The 14,599-nt window shown below is 61.3% G+C and carries 21 protein-coding genes and 2 pseudogenes; 10 read left to right on the plus strand and 13 right to left on the minus strand.

From position 1 onward, the window contains the following. The coding region (locus AC1DNF_RS34450; protein WP_478153281.1) for a hypothetical protein at positions 1 to 387 on the plus strand (387 nt) is incomplete at its 5' end. Here AC1DNF_RS34450 and AC1DNF_RS34455 read toward each other — a convergent pair. Together AC1DNF_RS34455 and AC1DNF_RS34460 are read right to left on the minus strand one after the other, a co-directional pair. Further along, entirely contained in the window at positions 384 to 710 is a 327-nt protein-coding gene (locus tag AC1DNF_RS34455) for a hypothetical protein (RefSeq protein ID WP_478153282.1), read from the minus strand. The genes AC1DNF_RS34450 and AC1DNF_RS34455 overlap by 4 nt on opposite strands. Then, positions 707 to 910, minus strand: a complete 204-nt coding sequence (locus tag AC1DNF_RS34460; RefSeq protein WP_478153284.1) for a hypothetical protein — start codon at positions 908 to 910, stop codon at positions 707 to 709. Before AC1DNF_RS34460 ends, AC1DNF_RS34455 begins: the two co-directional genes overlap by 4 nt. Positions 911 to 1,048: 138 nt before the next feature. Here AC1DNF_RS34460 and AC1DNF_RS34465 point away from each other — a divergent pair, with 138 nt between their 5' ends. Continuing rightward, complete coding sequence (locus tag AC1DNF_RS34465) at positions 1,049 to 1,468, plus strand: hypothetical protein (protein WP_478153286.1); 420 nt, start codon at positions 1,049 to 1,051, stop codon at positions 1,466 to 1,468. A 168-nt stretch (positions 1,469 to 1,636) separates the two neighbouring features. Here AC1DNF_RS34465 and AC1DNF_RS34470 read toward each other — a convergent pair whose 3' ends face one another. Continuing rightward, positions 1,637 to 2,107, minus strand: coding sequence for a hypothetical protein (locus tag AC1DNF_RS34470; RefSeq protein ID WP_478153288.1), 471 nt, complete (start codon positions 2,105 to 2,107; stop codon positions 1,637 to 1,639). A gap of 353 nt (positions 2,108 to 2,460) precedes the next feature. Here AC1DNF_RS34470 and AC1DNF_RS34475 point away from each other — a divergent pair, with 353 nt between their 5' ends. Both AC1DNF_RS34475 and AC1DNF_RS34480 read left to right on the plus strand, forming a co-directional pair. Next, positions 2,461 to 2,697, plus strand: coding sequence for a hypothetical protein (locus AC1DNF_RS34475; protein WP_478153290.1), 237 nt, complete (start codon positions 2,461 to 2,463; stop codon positions 2,695 to 2,697). A 14-nt stretch (positions 2,698 to 2,711) separates the two neighbouring features. Further along, the gene (locus tag AC1DNF_RS34480; protein WP_478153292.1) at positions 2,712 to 3,125 is read left to right on the plus strand and encodes a hypothetical protein; all 414 of its coding nucleotides are present in this window, start codon (positions 2,712 to 2,714) and stop codon (positions 3,123 to 3,125) included. A gap of 181 nt (positions 3,126 to 3,306) precedes the next feature. Here the strand turns inward: AC1DNF_RS34480 and AC1DNF_RS34485 are convergent. Both AC1DNF_RS34485 and AC1DNF_RS34490 read right to left on the minus strand, forming a co-directional pair. Then, positions 3,307 to 3,858 (minus strand): annotated as a pseudogene (locus AC1DNF_RS34485) (IS21 family transposase); the annotation flags it as partial. A gap of 355 nt (positions 3,859 to 4,213) precedes the next feature. Further along, complete coding sequence (locus tag AC1DNF_RS34490) at positions 4,214 to 4,609, minus strand: dihydrofolate reductase family protein (protein ID WP_478153294.1); 396 nt, start codon at positions 4,607 to 4,609, stop codon at positions 4,214 to 4,216. Between the two features lie 334 nt (positions 4,610 to 4,943). Between AC1DNF_RS34490 and AC1DNF_RS34495 the strand changes: the two genes are divergently transcribed. Then, the gene (locus AC1DNF_RS34495; protein ID WP_478153295.1) at positions 4,944 to 5,339 is read left to right on the plus strand and encodes a hypothetical protein; all 396 of its coding nucleotides are present in this window, start codon (positions 4,944 to 4,946) and stop codon (positions 5,337 to 5,339) included. A 340-nt stretch (positions 5,340 to 5,679) separates the two neighbouring features. On the opposite strand, the gene AC1DNF_RS34500 is transcribed toward AC1DNF_RS34495, so the two are convergent. The 5 genes from AC1DNF_RS34500 to AC1DNF_RS34520 all read right to left on the minus strand — a co-directional run bounded on the left by AC1DNF_RS34500 (position 5,680) and on the right by AC1DNF_RS34520 (position 9,667). Beyond that, positions 5,680 to 6,636: an AraC family transcriptional regulator gene (locus AC1DNF_RS34500; RefSeq protein ID WP_478153297.1), complete on the minus strand. Its 957-nt coding sequence runs from the start codon at positions 6,634 to 6,636 to the stop codon at positions 5,680 to 5,682. Positions 6,637 to 6,702: 66 nt separating this feature from the next. Next, positions 6,703 to 7,146, minus strand: coding sequence for a GNAT family N-acetyltransferase (locus tag AC1DNF_RS34505; protein ID WP_478153314.1), 444 nt, complete (start codon positions 7,144 to 7,146; stop codon positions 6,703 to 6,705). A gap of 273 nt (positions 7,147 to 7,419) precedes the next feature. Further along, complete coding sequence (locus tag AC1DNF_RS34510) at positions 7,420 to 8,337, minus strand: NADP-dependent oxidoreductase (protein ID WP_478153299.1); 918 nt, start codon at positions 8,335 to 8,337, stop codon at positions 7,420 to 7,422. 33 nt (positions 8,338 to 8,370) lie between these two features. Continuing rightward, positions 8,371 to 8,913 (minus strand): carboxymuconolactone decarboxylase family protein, encoded by a 543-nt coding sequence (locus AC1DNF_RS34515; RefSeq protein WP_478153301.1) that lies wholly within the window; start codon positions 8,911 to 8,913, stop codon positions 8,371 to 8,373. Between the two features lie 58 nt (positions 8,914 to 8,971). Next, a complete protein-coding gene (locus tag AC1DNF_RS34520) occupies positions 8,972 to 9,667 on the minus strand; it encodes a nitroreductase family protein (RefSeq protein WP_478153316.1) in 696 nt (231 codons plus the stop codon). Positions 9,668 to 10,003: 336 nt separating this feature from the next. Here AC1DNF_RS34520 and AC1DNF_RS34525 point away from each other — a divergent pair, with 336 nt between their 5' ends. Next, on the plus strand, positions 10,004 to 10,522 hold the full coding sequence (locus AC1DNF_RS34525; RefSeq protein WP_478153303.1) for an N-acetyltransferase family protein: 519 nt from the start codon (positions 10,004 to 10,006) through the stop codon (positions 10,520 to 10,522). A gap of 106 nt (positions 10,523 to 10,628) precedes the next feature. Here AC1DNF_RS34525 and AC1DNF_RS34530 read toward each other — a convergent pair whose 3' ends face one another. From AC1DNF_RS34530 to AC1DNF_RS34540, 3 genes are all read right to left on the minus strand, one after another. Beyond that, positions 10,629 to 10,847, minus strand: a complete 219-nt coding sequence (locus tag AC1DNF_RS34530; RefSeq protein ID WP_478153305.1) for a hypothetical protein — start codon at positions 10,845 to 10,847, stop codon at positions 10,629 to 10,631. 310 nt (positions 10,848 to 11,157) lie between these two features. Next, entirely contained in the window at positions 11,158 to 11,949 is a 792-nt protein-coding gene (map, locus tag AC1DNF_RS34535) for a type I methionyl aminopeptidase (RefSeq protein WP_478153306.1), read from the minus strand. Beyond that, entirely contained in the window at positions 11,949 to 12,203 is a 255-nt protein-coding gene (locus tag AC1DNF_RS34540) for a ParD-like family protein (protein ID WP_478153308.1), read from the minus strand. The genes map and AC1DNF_RS34540 overlap by 1 nt, the downstream gene beginning before the upstream one ends. Positions 12,204 to 12,386: 183 nt before the next feature. On the opposite strand from AC1DNF_RS34540, the pseudogene AC1DNF_RS34545 reads away from it, so the two are divergent. The 4 genes and pseudogenes from AC1DNF_RS34545 to AC1DNF_RS34560 form a co-directional block, all read left to right on the plus strand. After that, positions 12,387 to 12,938: pseudogene (locus AC1DNF_RS34545) on the plus strand (tyrosine-type recombinase/integrase); the annotation flags it as partial. A 304-nt stretch (positions 12,939 to 13,242) separates the two neighbouring features. Further along, positions 13,243 to 13,476 carry a hypothetical protein gene (locus AC1DNF_RS34550; RefSeq protein WP_478153309.1) on the plus strand — a complete coding sequence of 78 codons (234 nt, stop codon included), beginning with the start codon at positions 13,243 to 13,245 and terminating at the stop codon, positions 13,474 to 13,476. A 71-nt stretch (positions 13,477 to 13,547) separates the two neighbouring features. Further along, complete coding sequence (locus tag AC1DNF_RS34555) at positions 13,548 to 14,039, plus strand: GNAT family N-acetyltransferase (RefSeq protein WP_478153311.1); 492 nt, start codon at positions 13,548 to 13,550, stop codon at positions 14,037 to 14,039. Between the two features lie 66 nt (positions 14,040 to 14,105). After that, on the plus strand, positions 14,106 to 14,450 hold the full coding sequence (locus AC1DNF_RS34560) for a hypothetical protein (protein WP_478153313.1): 345 nt from the start codon (positions 14,106 to 14,108) through the stop codon (positions 14,448 to 14,450). Positions 14,451 to 14,599: the final 149 nt, after the last annotated feature.

Genomic DNA, 14,599 nt, shown 5'->3' on the forward strand with positions numbered 1-14,599 from the left:
GCCCTACGGGCTCCTTCCAATGCGCCGGGATCGGGCAAACTGTTCGCTGCGTCCATCGCTGCCTTGGGTTGTGGATTGATCGTCATGCCTACCTCGTTGCTCACTGATCTCTCGGGGGTAGGTGTAGCAGCTCATATTGGCACGGGGGGCAGCGTCAGCGCGAGCACGACCAACCTGGGCCGCACGGGTTTCAATCGCGACGAGCGACGAGCGACGAGCGACGAGCGACGAGCGACGAGCGACGAGCGGCAGGAGCCGACCTCATTGGAGTGCTTGCCGACCTGCTCGGACGCGCTGATCGCCGAGCGGGATTCCTGGCTGCCTTTGCACCGTGCCCGAATCGCCGGGAAGCTCTGCGAGCGCAGCTACGACGCGCTGATGCCCTAAATGTCCTTGGGGAGCGTCAGCCGCAAGTACAGAGCATCGATCTGTTCGATCCAAGCGTCGATGTGCCTCTGCAGGGCTGCGGCATCTTGCCGCTCAGCCGCTGTTGCAGGACCGTCCAAGCCCTCGGGTTCAAGGTTGGGCGGAACTTCTATGTGCGGAAACGCAGGAATCGCCACGCCGGCAGCTCTCAACTGCTCGATCTTCTTGGGAGCGCGAGCTGTGGGGTGTTTCATTTCGAAGTCGAAGTCGAAGTCGAAGTCGAAGTCGAAGTCGAAGTCGAGTCGCAGTTTGCCGAGTGGCTGCTTGCGTGCCCATCGGGTCAAGCTTGGCGCTTTTCGATCCAGTGGGAATGGGCACCGAAGAGCCGGTTTCCCTTCTCAACGGCAGCGGCCAGCCTTTCCCTGTGATCAGGCGTGTCAGGGTGCCAGAGCGCAAGCGGAGTCATATTGACCTCTTCGTCGATCTTGTCAGCCCGGCGCAGCCGGATCTCAATCAGGGTGCTGCGTGATGTGTGAGAAGACATCCGAATGCTCCATGGACAAATTCGCATCGCGACTTGGCGGGCATCCGCGCGGGGCTTTGTCCGACACTCGAATATACGGCCAAGCCGGTAGGGTAGGGATGTGAGTTTTTCACAGTTTTACACAGACTAGGACGAGATATGGATTCACCAGCAAAGATGCACAAGTGGCAACAGCGACTCTTCGCTTGGGTGTTTGCGCTTGCAACCATCGTTGTCGTCAGCCTCCTCGGTTTGGAGATCCTCTCGCCGCCGATGTTCTTGTCCACTTATGCAATTGCGATCAGTCCGGTGCTGGACCTCAGCGCTTTCGATCTGAACAATCTTCATCTGCTGGTGGCCGCAGTCGCGCTGATCGCGCTTGCGTCGTTCGTGGGCCTGGTCGTCGCGACGCTGAAGGTTCACCAGGAAGTACGAAGAACGCGCACACGAGCAGAGCTGGAGTCTGCCTTCAAGAAGCACGACCGCATGGAGAACAGGGTCGAAGCGCGAACTGCCATCCACGGTTTTGTACATGAGCCCAGGGAAGCCGGTTCTACTAGGAAGCTCTACGTGGCATGAGCCAGTTCACGCATCGCAGCCGAGATCTTGAACGCGCTCGAGCGGGCGGCGGATGGTCTTGGGGCGGTCCTAGCCGTCGAAGTGTTCGCTGCCGAGGTCGTTGTACTCGGTGACGTGGCGCTCACTTGGATGTCTTCCTGATGCGCCTGGGCGGTGCTGCTTCGTCGCCTACTCCGCGGCCCTGGCTTCTTCGGCGGCGCGCTGCTCGGCGTCGAGTCCCCTCGCTGCCTTCTCCCGCGGGGCTTCCTTGCTTGCCACGGCTTCACCGAGCGCCTTGCGCAGTCGGCCAAACTCGGGAAACTCGGCTTCGGAGTCGCTGAGCAGGCGAGCGGAGTCTCGCTGCTGAGCTGCATCTGGGCTTTCATGGTCGTCACGGCCTAGCGCGGGGAGGCGAGTGCTTCGTCGAGCTTCGCGCGGGCCTACTCGCTTCTGGGTGAGGGCGACGCGCTCCAGCTCGAACCTGCGCCGGGCCGCTTCAGACTTCTGGACCTGGACCTGGACCTGGACCTGGACCTGGTCGTCCTCGCGCCGCGTGGCGTCCCAGAACTGTTGGACGGCTTGGACAATGGCCAGGGGACGCCGGTGCACCTCGCCTTCAGCCAGGCTTCGGCTGCTTTCCAGGCGGCGCAGCAGAATCATGGAACGCGACGACAAACGGCACCGCCGCGGCGTCCGTTTGTCGTCGACGAAGCGTGAAGGCGCTCGGCCCCAGACCACAAGCGTGTCAAGCCACCATTCTTTCGTGAGAGCCGGTGGCGCTGCCAATCAAAACTCACAACTTCGAGGCTAATTAGACTTGCTGGAAGTCCATTGCGCGACTTAGATTGACCACGCTGAATTGGTTGTTCAATATAACCAATTGACGTTCATTCAATTTGGGGATGTCATGTCAATCGCGGCGCGCTGTTTCCGGACTTGAGTGCGATGCTCACTCACGAGAAAAGCTGCGATCGAGGTATGCTGGTGCCGTTGTCACTACGGAGGGGCAGATTATGAACGCCGATCCGAAGAAGATGGGTCTCGACCCCAATCCGAATTCTCTTGGAGATCTGCTCGGGGTGCGGCGCTTCGCAGAGAGCATGGGGTGTGCAGAGCAGCAGGTCCGTGGCGCCGTGAGAGTCGAAGGCACCTCGATTGATGCAGTCCGCCTGCAACTTAGACTGCCCTGGCGCAGTCTTGTCGCTACAATTTACCTGATTTGTTTCGACACGTTGTTGACCGCGGCCTAATTCGGATGGATTACATGATTTCGGATGAACTTAAAGCGATCGCAAGCGCTCGCGCTCTCGTTGAAGGCATTCTTGCAAATCGGATCGTGAGCAGGAATCCCGTTCCTTATTTTGCCCCCACAAATCTTGGCGGCCTTCCTCCGACCATGCAAGAGGCGGAAGGCCGAATTCGTGATGACACTGAACTATTTAATCGTATTCGTGCGTCGATTTTTATGTGCCTCACAGCGGCCGATGCAGCTCTGGCGGCGACTGAGGGTCTCATGGACGAGACGCTGTCATTCTCACATCGTGATGGCGCACGGAAGTTGCTGGCGTTAGCGGATAGCGCGGAATCAGCGAGCGAAGCGGCGCACCATGCCTGCCTCGTTCTCATGGGCAAGGAGAAGCCGCCTGTCGATGAATCGATAGAGATCTGGCGTGGTTGAGAACGATGCAGACTGTCGCGCGTTCCACACTCCGCACTAGGCATTCTTCCTCAATGGTGGGCTGCTACTCTCGCGGGTCAGCAAGCGCCCGAAGGCATGGCCAGGTTGGACCGTCGCGTGGCCGATGAAGTCGCCATCCGGTACGTCTCGGCTCGAGATCTAGGGAATTTCAGGGAACAATTCAATACGGTCCCCTCAAAGGCTGCCACCGGGGTCCGGCGCCTGTGCACAGTCGGCTTGCTCCGCGGGGTGCATGCGCCGAACGGTGACCTGATCTCCGTCGGAAGCCTGGGCACGGGGTGGAACTCGGAAGAGGCTCGAGACCTGAAACAGGCTTGAGGTTGCCGTCCAGTAGCCGATGCAGGACGTTCAGCACATGCGTCTTGCTCGCCACCCCGGCTTCCAACGCGAGCTCGACCGCGGTCAGCACGGCCTGTTCATCGTGGTGCAGGACGAGCGCCAGGATCTCCACCATCTCCCGATCGCCACCGGGCTGCTTCAGCAGCGCGGCCTGCAATCGTCTAAAACCCTGCGGCAGCTCGCTGAAGGGCGCTCCGTTCCTCAGCGCGCCCGGCTTGCGCTGCAGCACTGCGAGGTAGTGGCGCCAGTCGTAGACGGTCTGGCCGGCCGTGTCGTGCCGACGGTCGATGATGCGGGTGTGCTCGCACAGAAGCTGCCCCTCGGCCGCCACGACCAGCCGGTCTGCGTACACCCGCAGGCTCACCGGGCGGTTCTCAGTTCAAACAGGGCAAGTTCTTCGGACGGAGTTCGGTTGACGGTCATGGGTGCGGCGGGCATTCATGTCTCGCCATTATCGGGGGCAGCGATAAGCCCAGCACTTCTGTGCGGCGTGTTCGGCTGCGCGAGCCCCCCAGTTCCCGGCTATCCAGTCTGCTCGCCGCGCGCGGGGTTGGATTGATGGAATTGAGAGGGGTCGTCGCCCTACATGGGATCAACAGCCTGCTTGGCGTGCGGGTTCTACCCAATCCGCTCAGTGTCGGGGAGCGATGGCCGCTGTTCTTGATTGACGCATGCAGAAGGCAGAATGCGGCCGCCAGAAGCAGACACCCGCAGCGTCCGGGCCACCTTCACTGTCGCGCGTAGCGCAAATGTGTGGCGGCTGAGCCATGTAGAACGCTGTCGATGCGAAATTGCGGCCTGGGCTCTCGCAGGTTGTCGAAGAGGCGCCGGCCGCTACCAAACAACAAGGGTGCCAAGGCAATGTCCAGTTCGTCGACGGCACTCAGGTTCAAGTACTGCTGAATTACATCCGCTCCACCCGCGATGCGGATATCACGTTCGCCTGCGGCTTCTCGGGCCATCGCTAGCGCACGCTCGGGCCCGTCATTGATGAAGTGGAAGGTCGTCCCGCCGTGACGCACCCACGGTTCGCGCTTTTCGTGGGTAAGAACGTAGACCGGTGTGTGAAACGGGGCGTCCTCCGGCCAGGCGATTTCCCCTTGGTCGAACATCCGCTTGCCCATGATGTTGGCGCGGATGCGCTCGAAGGTGTTTCGAAAGAGGTCATTAACCGGGCCTAGAGCGGACGGCAACGGGGGTAGGAAAAGCGGTCGTTGGACGGTCGTCGCACCTGTGCGCCCGCGGAACTTTGAAAAAAGCGAGCGGTGCGAATTTGAAAACGGCGCTCGCAAGCTGTTGATTTTCCCGGGTTAGCAAGTGCGACAACTGTGGAGGAACTCATTCGGAAGGGCAAAATCCGGCCAGGATCATTCTTGCAGGAGTGGACGGCCCTGGCGGGCCGCGGGCGGCGACCGAGAATGGCGCCCGAAGGGCTTGCTCGACTCACAGGACCACCCAATGACTACTTCGCTGCGCTACCTTGACAGCTCACGGCTTCGCAACTGCATCATGAAGCACCATGGCTCGTCGTTGCCCGACCTCGAGATCCGGGTTGAATACGACGATGCCGCGCGGACGGTCACGCTCACATCGGACGCGTTCGACAGCACATTGGTTTGCGAGTTCGCCATCGAGCATCTGCCGCCGGCTGGGATCATCGTGTACGTGGACGAGACCGGCGAGCCTCCGGCACCGGGCGCCCGCTGGCAACTCATGTTCTCGCTCGCCGGGGTGCTCTATGAATGCGAAATTGTCTTGCAGGCCAACCGGGTCGCCGGCGTCACTCGTCGGGCGACCGCCAGGCTCAGTCCGGGGCGGCCGGGGAGCAACTCACACGAAATTTCTTTGTCTTAGAAGAAGAATCCAAAGCGAGCCAGTTCGGAAGGTATCTCGTTCGTTGAGTTCGTTCAATGTTAGGCCGGATTCCATCAAATTTAAGGCCTAACTTTGACGACGGCGCGCGCAAGTCGTTGATTCGATGAGAAATCGGCCGCCGCGCTGCTTGAACGCCCCGTCCTGGAACGACGGCAAAGAGCGGGGCAGGGGAGGGCGGCCGAGTCGCAGGCCGCGATCACATCGAAGCGTGTGCGCACTCCCAAGTGCCGGTAAACAACGCGCAGCCAGCCGCTCCCGGCCAACACCAGACCCTCGCCGAGCACCTCCAGTAACCCGACCTACCAATAAATGAGCGCCACTAGCGACCCTCACGCGCCGCACGGCGCCATTGCCCGGGCGTCACTCCCATCCATTCGGCAAACGCACGCCGGAATGCTGCCTCGGATTGATACCCTACGGACTCGGCTACGGCCGCGGTTGTAATCCCCGGCTTCGTCAACTCGTTGGCGGCCAGACTCATCCGGATATCGGTCAACAGTTCGATGGCCGAGCGCCCCAGCTTGTCCTGAAAGTGCCGCATAAAGGTAGCGCGCGACATGCTGCACATGTCGGCCAGCTCAGGCAGCTTCCAAGGGCGCGCCGGATCAGCAAATAGGGCTGATATGGCCGGCGCCAGGCGTGGATGGCCGGCCAACGCCAACAAGCCTGGGGGGGCATGCTCGGACTCGCTTGCTGCACGCAGTACGAGTGTGAACAGGGCAGAGGACAGCGCGCTCAGCACGGCATTTCCGCCCAGTTTGTCGCTGGTGGACTCGAGCCGCATCAGGCCCATCAGACTGATCAGGTGCTGTGAAGCCGAGCTGACGCCTTCGTCGACATTGCTGTCGGACGCCCGTAGGACGACATTCGTGGGCAGGTAATTGCGAATCAAGCGGTCATGCGGTTGCCTGACGAAGAACCTCCCGCACAACAAATCCAGACGCTCGCCCGGGCCATCGTTCTCGCTGAGCATCCAACCGCCCGAATCTCGGCGATTGTGTGTGGGCGCCGGTGCCGCTCCACTGCCATCGTCCAGCACGTGCTCCGAGCCGTGAGGCAGCAGCACAATGTCTCCGCCCATCAGTTCCGTGATCGTCTCCATCTTCGAGTTCTTGAGAATGGCCCGGCCCTTGAGCACGATGTGGTAGGGAATCTCGTCTGCCGCGGCCTGGGGCCAGGAGACACGCCAAGGCGCGCCGTAAGCACAGCGGACCTCCAGCCTGCCTGTGACGGTGATCATTTGCAGGAGCTGGCTCAGCCAGTCGAGTTCGGCCATGGGAATTCGGGACGCGAAAATGTTCAACGATCGTATCGCGGTATCACGTCGTGATACCCGGAACACTCACTCCTTCGAAAGGGGTTGGCCGAAATGCAAGGCTCGAGAAAGCAGCCCCTGGCTAAAGTAAAAGCGCTGGCCGCGCGCGTTGCCGAGGGCCGTATCAAGAATCAGCTGCTTGCAGTCATGCCGGCACGCCTCTTCGCGCACCGCGTCGACCAGCGCCGCGCCAACCCCCGTCGAACGCACACTGGCGGTCGTAACCAGATCGTCGATGTAGACGAAACGACCGTAAATCAGATTCTCCTGGAGGCGGTAGCCCGCCAAGCCGACCAGCTCCGTTCCACGGCAAGCGGCTAGTAGTCGATAGCCTTCGCGGGTCTGCCGCTGCACTTGTGCAATGAATGCATCCACATTGAACAGATGCGGCCTCAGTTCACGCATGACTGCGAACGCGGCGTGGATGTCTTGATTCGTTTCGAGGTGGCGTAATTGCACATTCATTTTCATCTCCATTCGGGGAGTCACCTATAAGAAGTCGATGCAAGCAAGGCGGACGAGATCCGGCGGGCCGCAGACCCACGGGAAGGCGCAAGAGTCGACGGCCCACGGTAACGCAGGGCAAAGGCTCGAGACTGGACGCGACCGCGGTCACGGGCACTCAACCTCGTGATGCATCAACGATGCAGGCGTCCGCCAGGGTGCATGACGACCGATCGCCATGCACCCAAGCGGCAGCGCGATCATCCGCGAGGGACGCGGAACTGCGCTCCTGCCGGGTCGTCACGGACGAATCAGGATGACCGTCTTTCCATTGATCCTCTCAGTGCTGTTGAAGGCGGCGACAGCATTTTCGAGCGGCACGACCCTGCCGATGTGCGTCCGCAGTCGTCCGTCGCGGACCCGCTGGACGATCTCACCCAGTTGTGCACGGTCGGCCTCAACGACGAAGTCGACGGCCAGGCCGTCGGTGGGCCGCGTCTCTGAGGGTCCTACGACGGAGACCAACGTTCCTCCTGCTCGCACCAGGCGCGCGGACCGTTTCCCGATCTCGCCGCCGATGAGATCGAACACCAGATCCACTCCGCCGACGCTTTCGAGGACCTCATTGTCGAGGTCGACGAACTCGTTCGCGCCGAAATCCAGAGCAGCCTGACGGTCAGCGGCGCGTCCGGTACCGACGACGTAGGCGCCGAACTCACGCGCGAGTTGCGTCACGATTGATCCAACAGCGCCGGCGGCGCCGTGGGCGAGTACCGTTTGGCCGGCACGAAGGCGGCCATGATCAAATAGTCCCTGCCACGCGGTGAGCCCCGAGATTGGCAGGCTGGCACCCACGCTAAAGTCGACGTCACCTGATAGGGGAGCCAAGTTGCGGGCCTCGACCGCCACATACTCCGCCAGGGTGCCGTCGCGATACCAGTCGGTGATACCGAATACCCGCTGGCCCACCGAGAGCCCCGTCGTGCCGTAGCCGAGCGCGGTGACCACTCCGGCGAACTCGTGTCCAGGAATGGACGGCGTTCGGTTCCGGCTGACGCGATCGGTCCAGGTCGAAGGCCACGCTAACTCAGTGCCGACGAATCCCGAGGCATGGACCTGAACGAGGACGTCGTTGATCGCAGGGACCGGGTCGGGGCGATCCACCAGCTTCATCCCGGCTTTTCCGGCCGCCTGGTCCGTAACAACAATTGCTTTCATGAGATCTCTCCTTATTAACTTGCCTGCATGCGTTCAGATCGAGCCGGCCGGGGCGACGGCGGGAAAGTCCTTCTCGGGATCGAACACGTTGTTGAAGAAGTTCGTCAGAGAGTACATGGCCACCAGCGCGACGATTTCGATGACGTGCGCATCGGTATAGCCAGCATCGCGAACGGCTTGCAGGTCGGCATCACTGACTTTGCCGCGGTGCTCGATGACTTGGCGCGCGAACTGGACGGCAGCGTGCCGCTTCGGATCGGTAGCATTTCCCAGCCGGGCGAGGATGATTTCGTCGGACGACATCTTGGCCATCCGCTCGGCCGTAAAGCTGTGGACCGTGAGGCAGTAATCGCACCCATTCACTTCCGAGACCGCGAGGCCAATGCTATCGCGCGTCTTCACGTCCAGCACCTTGCTCAGAGAGCCGAGTAGTGCGGCCCATGAGTTGAACGCGATCGGGCTCTGCGCGAAGGTCGCCATCATGTTGGGGGTGAAGCCGATGTTCTTGGTGAACATATCAAGGGTCGACTTCGACTCTGCCGGCGCTTGTTGCGGCGTGGGTAGCGTTCTGGGCATCGTAGGCTCCTTAAGTTGTCAACGTTGGGAAATTGGGGGGGCAAGGGTCTGCGCTTGGCTATACGAGATCCAGCACATCGGCGACCGGACGACGCGGCTTTTGCGGCCAATTTCCTGCTCGCTCCGCTCCGACGGTCACCAACATGACCGGCACTTCGTTCTTGGCCAGCGCGAACTCGCGCACCAGCGCTTCGGAGTCGAAACCGATCATGGGCGTCGAGCCAAGGCCCCAAGACCGGGCCACGTACATCAGTGCCGTCGCGGCGATGGCGCCAGTGCGCACCGCCTCGTCTCGCTGCTGCTGCGGGTCTTCGGCATACAGACTACGAGCGGGGTTCTCCCATTCCGGCACCATCGTTGCCGGCATGATGCCCGCCTGCACCAACGGTGCCAGGCGCTGCGGAATCACGCTGGCATCGGCCAACTGGCCGCAGATGATGAAGGTGACTGCAGCGTCTGTGATCGGAGGTTGATTCCAAGCAATCGGACGCAACCGAGCTTTGGCTTCGGGCGTGCGCACGGCGATGAAGCGCCAGTTCTGCAAGTGGAAAGACGTCGGCGCGGTGGTGGTGATACGCACCAGCTCACTGATTTGTTCGTCGCTCAAGGTGGCGGCCGGGTCGTAGTACTTGGCGGCGCTACGACTCAGGATGGTTTCGACGACGGGATTGGTCGCAGGGATCGCGTCCTGAACTAGTGCGCGGACATTCGCGGTGACGCCGCTGGCAGATTCGATGGCAGGAATATCACACATGGTTGGGCTCTTTATTAATAGGAGCCGCAACTTTAGGATGCGCAAATGGAAATTGCGATGCGGGTTGGTATCGTTTTTATGCTCTAAAGGATCACGGAACGGCATTGCGTCGGAGCTTCCCTGGTGGGGAAAGTGCATGCGGAAAGTGCGGTCCAGTCGGCAACGGAATCGCCGAGGACACGGCGCACGGCTCAGACGGAACCTCCCAAGCGCTTCACGCGATGCGGTACGAAGCAGCGCTTCAAATGCGGCCGATCGTCAAAGGGAGAGATGCGGCCGAGGTCGTCGCCGTCGCCCAGTTCCCTGCAACCTGAGCCAAGCACCGTTCAAATACCGATGCAAGACAACGTCACCTCTGCCCGAGCCCTCGAGCCAGCCGATGCTGGTCAATTCAAAGCGTTGCGGCTCCGTGCCATCGACAGCTCACCCACATCTTTCTGGCCGACGCGCAGCGAAGAAGAGGCGCGGACCCCCAAGGAGGTTGAAGAGCGCATTCGCACGACGACGTTGCAGGCTGTTTTTGGCGTATTCGCTGGCCCTGCCTTGATTGGAATTCCCGGGATTCGTCGAGACGCACTCATGCAAGTGCGGCACAAGGCAATCGTCTGGGGCGTCTATGTCGAGCCGGCCCACCGTGGCCGAGGCATCGCGCGAACCTTGGTGACCGCTGTGATTACGCACGCCTCGGAAAATTGGAACACCGCACAGGTGCAGCTTTGCGTGAACGCAGAGAATGCGGGCGCCAGGCAGCTATACGCTGCCATCGGCTTCTCGACATTTGGCGTCGAGCCGAGGGCGATGCAGGTCGGAGGCAGGTTCTATGATGAAGAGCACATGGCGCTGAAACTCCGATAGCGGCCAGGAGCGGCCGGTCGCGCATCCGCCGAGCTGTAACCTCTGGGCGCAACTGTTAGACCGGACCTTGAGGTCGTGTCGCGCTATCGCAGGTCGGCGGTGCCGCTCATGGCTCCACGCCGGTTTCCGACTCAATCCAGCCAGCGTCATCCGGCCGCAGCGTCATAAGGTAGCGCACAGCCGATTCGTAGGTGTACGTGCGATGCAGGTGCTCGACATGCGATACCAGCGAGGATGGAAACAGGTCGTGGCCCAGTGCCGTGTTGGCGTCTCCGGTAGCCTCTTCAATTGCCTTGAGTATGTCGCGTGTTTGCAGCGTGGTCATGGTATCCCCGGAGAGAAGAGCGCCGCTCCATCCCCTGCAATGTGGCGGAGACAGTCATCATAGACCGGGTCGGACGCAATCAGCACCACCCCGCCCGCGCACCGCGGAGACGTTTGGAGCGCGCCTTCCGGCCCCCAACGCCGCAGGCTCGGCGTCTGTCCGGGCAACGATTGCAGCTTGACTGTCCCTCAACGGCGAGAAGCAGACCGTCGAGAGCGGGCACCCGCATGACCAATGCGGGGCTGAAGCCATGAACTACCTGTTTGCATGAACGCAGTTGTCCAGGGCCAAGCCTCGCCCGTGCTAAGCGTCAAGCCAGCGCGTAGGCACCTGTGCCTCCTGGCCAGGCCGTGAGCACTTCACATCCCTCGGGCGTCACTGCGACCATGTGTTCCCACTGCGCCGACAGAGACCCGTCCTTGGTCACGACAGTCCACCCGTCGGGCAATTGCCTTGTTTCGCGCTTGCCGGCGTTGAGCATCGGTTCGATGGTGAAAACCATCCCCGGCTCCAGCTCGAGGCCTTCTCCGCGCCGCCCATAGTGCAGCACTTGCGGCTCATCGTGATAGACCTGCCCGATGCCGTGCCCGCAGTATTCGCGCACCACGCTGAAATGCTCCCGCTGAGCGACCGACTGGATGGCGTGGCCAACATCGCCCAGCGTCGCGCCAGGTCTGACCTGCCGGATGCCGGCCAACATGGCTTCGTACGTCGTCTCCACCAAGCGCCGGCCCAGCACGCTAGGGGCTCCGACGAAGTACATGCGACTGGTGTCACCGAACCAGCCATCCTTGATGACGGCGACATCGATGTTGATGATGTCTCCCTTCTTCAGAATCTTGGTTAGAGAGGGGATGCCGTGGCAGACCACCTGATTGACGGAGGTAAGGATGGTCTTCGGATACCCCTGATACCCCACGTTGGCTGGAATGGCGCCCTGGACATTCACGATGTGGTCGTGGCAGATGCGGTCGAGCGTCTCCGTGCTCACCCCGGGCACGACGTAGGGCTCGACCATACTCAGAACCTCGGCAGCAAGCAGGGCGGCCCGCCGTGCCATCTCGAGTTCCTCGGCGGACTTGATGGGAACACCGTGAGCCATCAGTGCTTTCCCGTCGAGGACGCGCGGGGCTTGCCAGGATGCGGCGTGACAGCCACGGCGATGTCCAGCCCCCCCGCGAGTTCAGCCCGTATCAACAGTTGGCAGATTTCTCGGTGGTCCAACTCCGGGTACATCTCGGTCAGCATGCCGACTCGCATCCAATGCTCCGCCTGCGCGTTGATAGACCTACTTAGGGCACTCCCCGCAACTCGCAGGTTCTCGTGCATCAGGTCCGAAATTTTTACGATGCCCATCAGTGACCTCTATATGAAATGTGCATGAAGTATATACGTTACGTATGGTTCAGCGGCATCGGAGTAGATGAGCTCGATGAGGTCCTGAAGACCGCTTCGGCCCCCTACCTACAGAAGAAGGCCAACTGGCTACCGGGGCAGGGGTCGGCGCAGACTGAAGCTCCATCCTCATAGGAGCTCATCATGGAAGCTACTTCGACATGTCGTCGCGAGCCGTGGAATAAGGGCAAGCTCGTCGGCCAGAAGACGCCGTTCCGGCTCAAGGAAATTTGGGCCATCCGGATGCGTTTGCAGCTTCAAGGTCGTGTGAGAGACCTTGCGCTCTTCAACCTTGGCATCGACAGCAAGCTGCGGGCGTGCGACCTCGTGCAGCTTCGCGTCCGCGATGTTTCAAATGCCGAGCGCGTGGCTGCCCGAGCTAAGGTGATGCAGCAGAAGACTGGGCAAGCCGTGCAGTTCGAGATAACGGCCCCTACGCGACTGGCCGTTGAGGCGTGGATTGCGACGGCGCAGTTGAAGGCTGGAGATTTCTTGTTTCCGAGCCGGGTTCATGAGTCGCCACACATCGGGACCCGCCAGTACGCCCGCATCGTGGACGGCTGGGTCGAGGAAATTGGCCTGGACAACGCAACGTACGGTACGCACTCGATGCGCAGGACGAAGGCTTCGTTGATTTACCGGAGGACGAAGAATCTGCGTGCCGTGCAGCTCTTGCTCGGCCACAGCAAACTTGACTATCTCCCGTCTCGGCCTATGTCCCGCCGTGCGGTCACTTGCCGAGCTGCAAGTAGCTGCACGGCAGAACATAGTCCTGATGGCTACAGCCCCTTCAGGAATGCCAGCAGCTTGTCGTCAGGCCGGTACCGGCCCGGCCGGCCTGTCGGCGGCGTCGTGCGGTCGAGAACGCGCTGGAACTGGCGGAGCAGACCGACGCCTGAGGCGGTAGCCGCCGGGACATGCTGAACCGGGCGGCTCTCCGGCAGAATTCGGCCAGGACCGGTCATTCGCGCCGCCCCTCCAACTGATTCGCACCCCGTATATGTGGCCATTCAAGAAAGTCGCGGCAGCCTCGCCGATAGCGGTCGCTCCAACGCCGGAAATGGTTGCGGAAGCCAAGTCCAACCCTGGAGGCTGGGTCTACCAAATCGCGGGAAGCTTCGGCCCGAACGACCACATCCCTCCGGAGTTCATCAAGGGGGCGTTCAAGGTCGATGAGCATGGCAACATCACGGGTGAGTTTCAGACGAACCCGAAATATCGGGGTGAGCCCTGAGGCCCGAAAACGTACAGCCGGACGCGGCCAGAACCGGCCGTTCGCTGCGGTCGCTCGTTGAACTCTCGTCTATGAACATCCAGGAAGCGCGCTCCTCCGATGCGCCGATGATTGCCTCCGTCTTGCAAGAGGCAGCCGAATGGCTTGCCGGTGACGGTCGAGCTCTTTGGTCAGCAGCCGAAATTGGTCACGAACGCGTCCTGCGGGACGTGAGCAGCGGGCTCTTCCACGTTGCCCGGCAAGGCGAGCACGTGGCTGGAGTCATGAAGTTCGAGTTGGAGGACGCCTATTTTTGGCCCGAGGTCCTGCCTGGCACCTCGGCCTTCGTTCACAAGCTCGCCGTTCGCCGAGCCTGGGCGAAGAAGGGAGTCTCGACCGCGCTGCTGTCCTATGCTCTGACTCGAACCCAAGAGCTTGGACGTGCTCACCTTCGCCTGGACTGCGTCGCGGACCGCCAAGGGCTACGAAATCTCTATGAAGGGTTCGGCTTCGACCTGCACAGCGTCGTCCAGATAGGAGCCACCTCGTTTGCGAGGTATCAACTCTCGACGGCAGCACCGTAGGGACGCGCGAAGGCGCCGACGGGCTACAGTCGGCCAAAAGCCGCCCTCCGAGCCCAGACCAGAACCATGAAGAAGTTCAGACACCATTCGTACTTTGCCAAGCCGCGCCAAGAACAGCAGTACCTGTTCCCGCACGTCTGTTTCTCGTGTCGTAAGTCCTTCAAGAAGCCTATGCGAGCGCTCCCTCGGCTCTGCCCGCAGTGTCACGGACCCATGGTGATGCTCAATCGCAAGTTCTCAGCGCCCAAGATGACCGACGTTGACCAGTGGCGCAAGGTCGAGTATCTGGTCAGCCAGGGGTTCCGCTTTCAATCCATCCGAGAGCAGCCCAGCGGACTACTCGTCCAGTACCCCGCAACCCTGGCCGATGCGAAATTGTTCGTCGAGCGACACGCCGACCGGGTCCGGTAGCGGCCAAAAGCCGACACTCGCATGCACCTCCAGTTTTCAAGCCAACCCAGGAACAGATGAACACACGTCGCGTCCACGAACTCATGCGGGCTCACTTTCCTGCGACAGGAACCGAAGGTCTTGAATGGACCAATCTCGTTGATGAGCGC

Source organism: Variovorax sp. 01T432, from assembly GCF_056398605.1.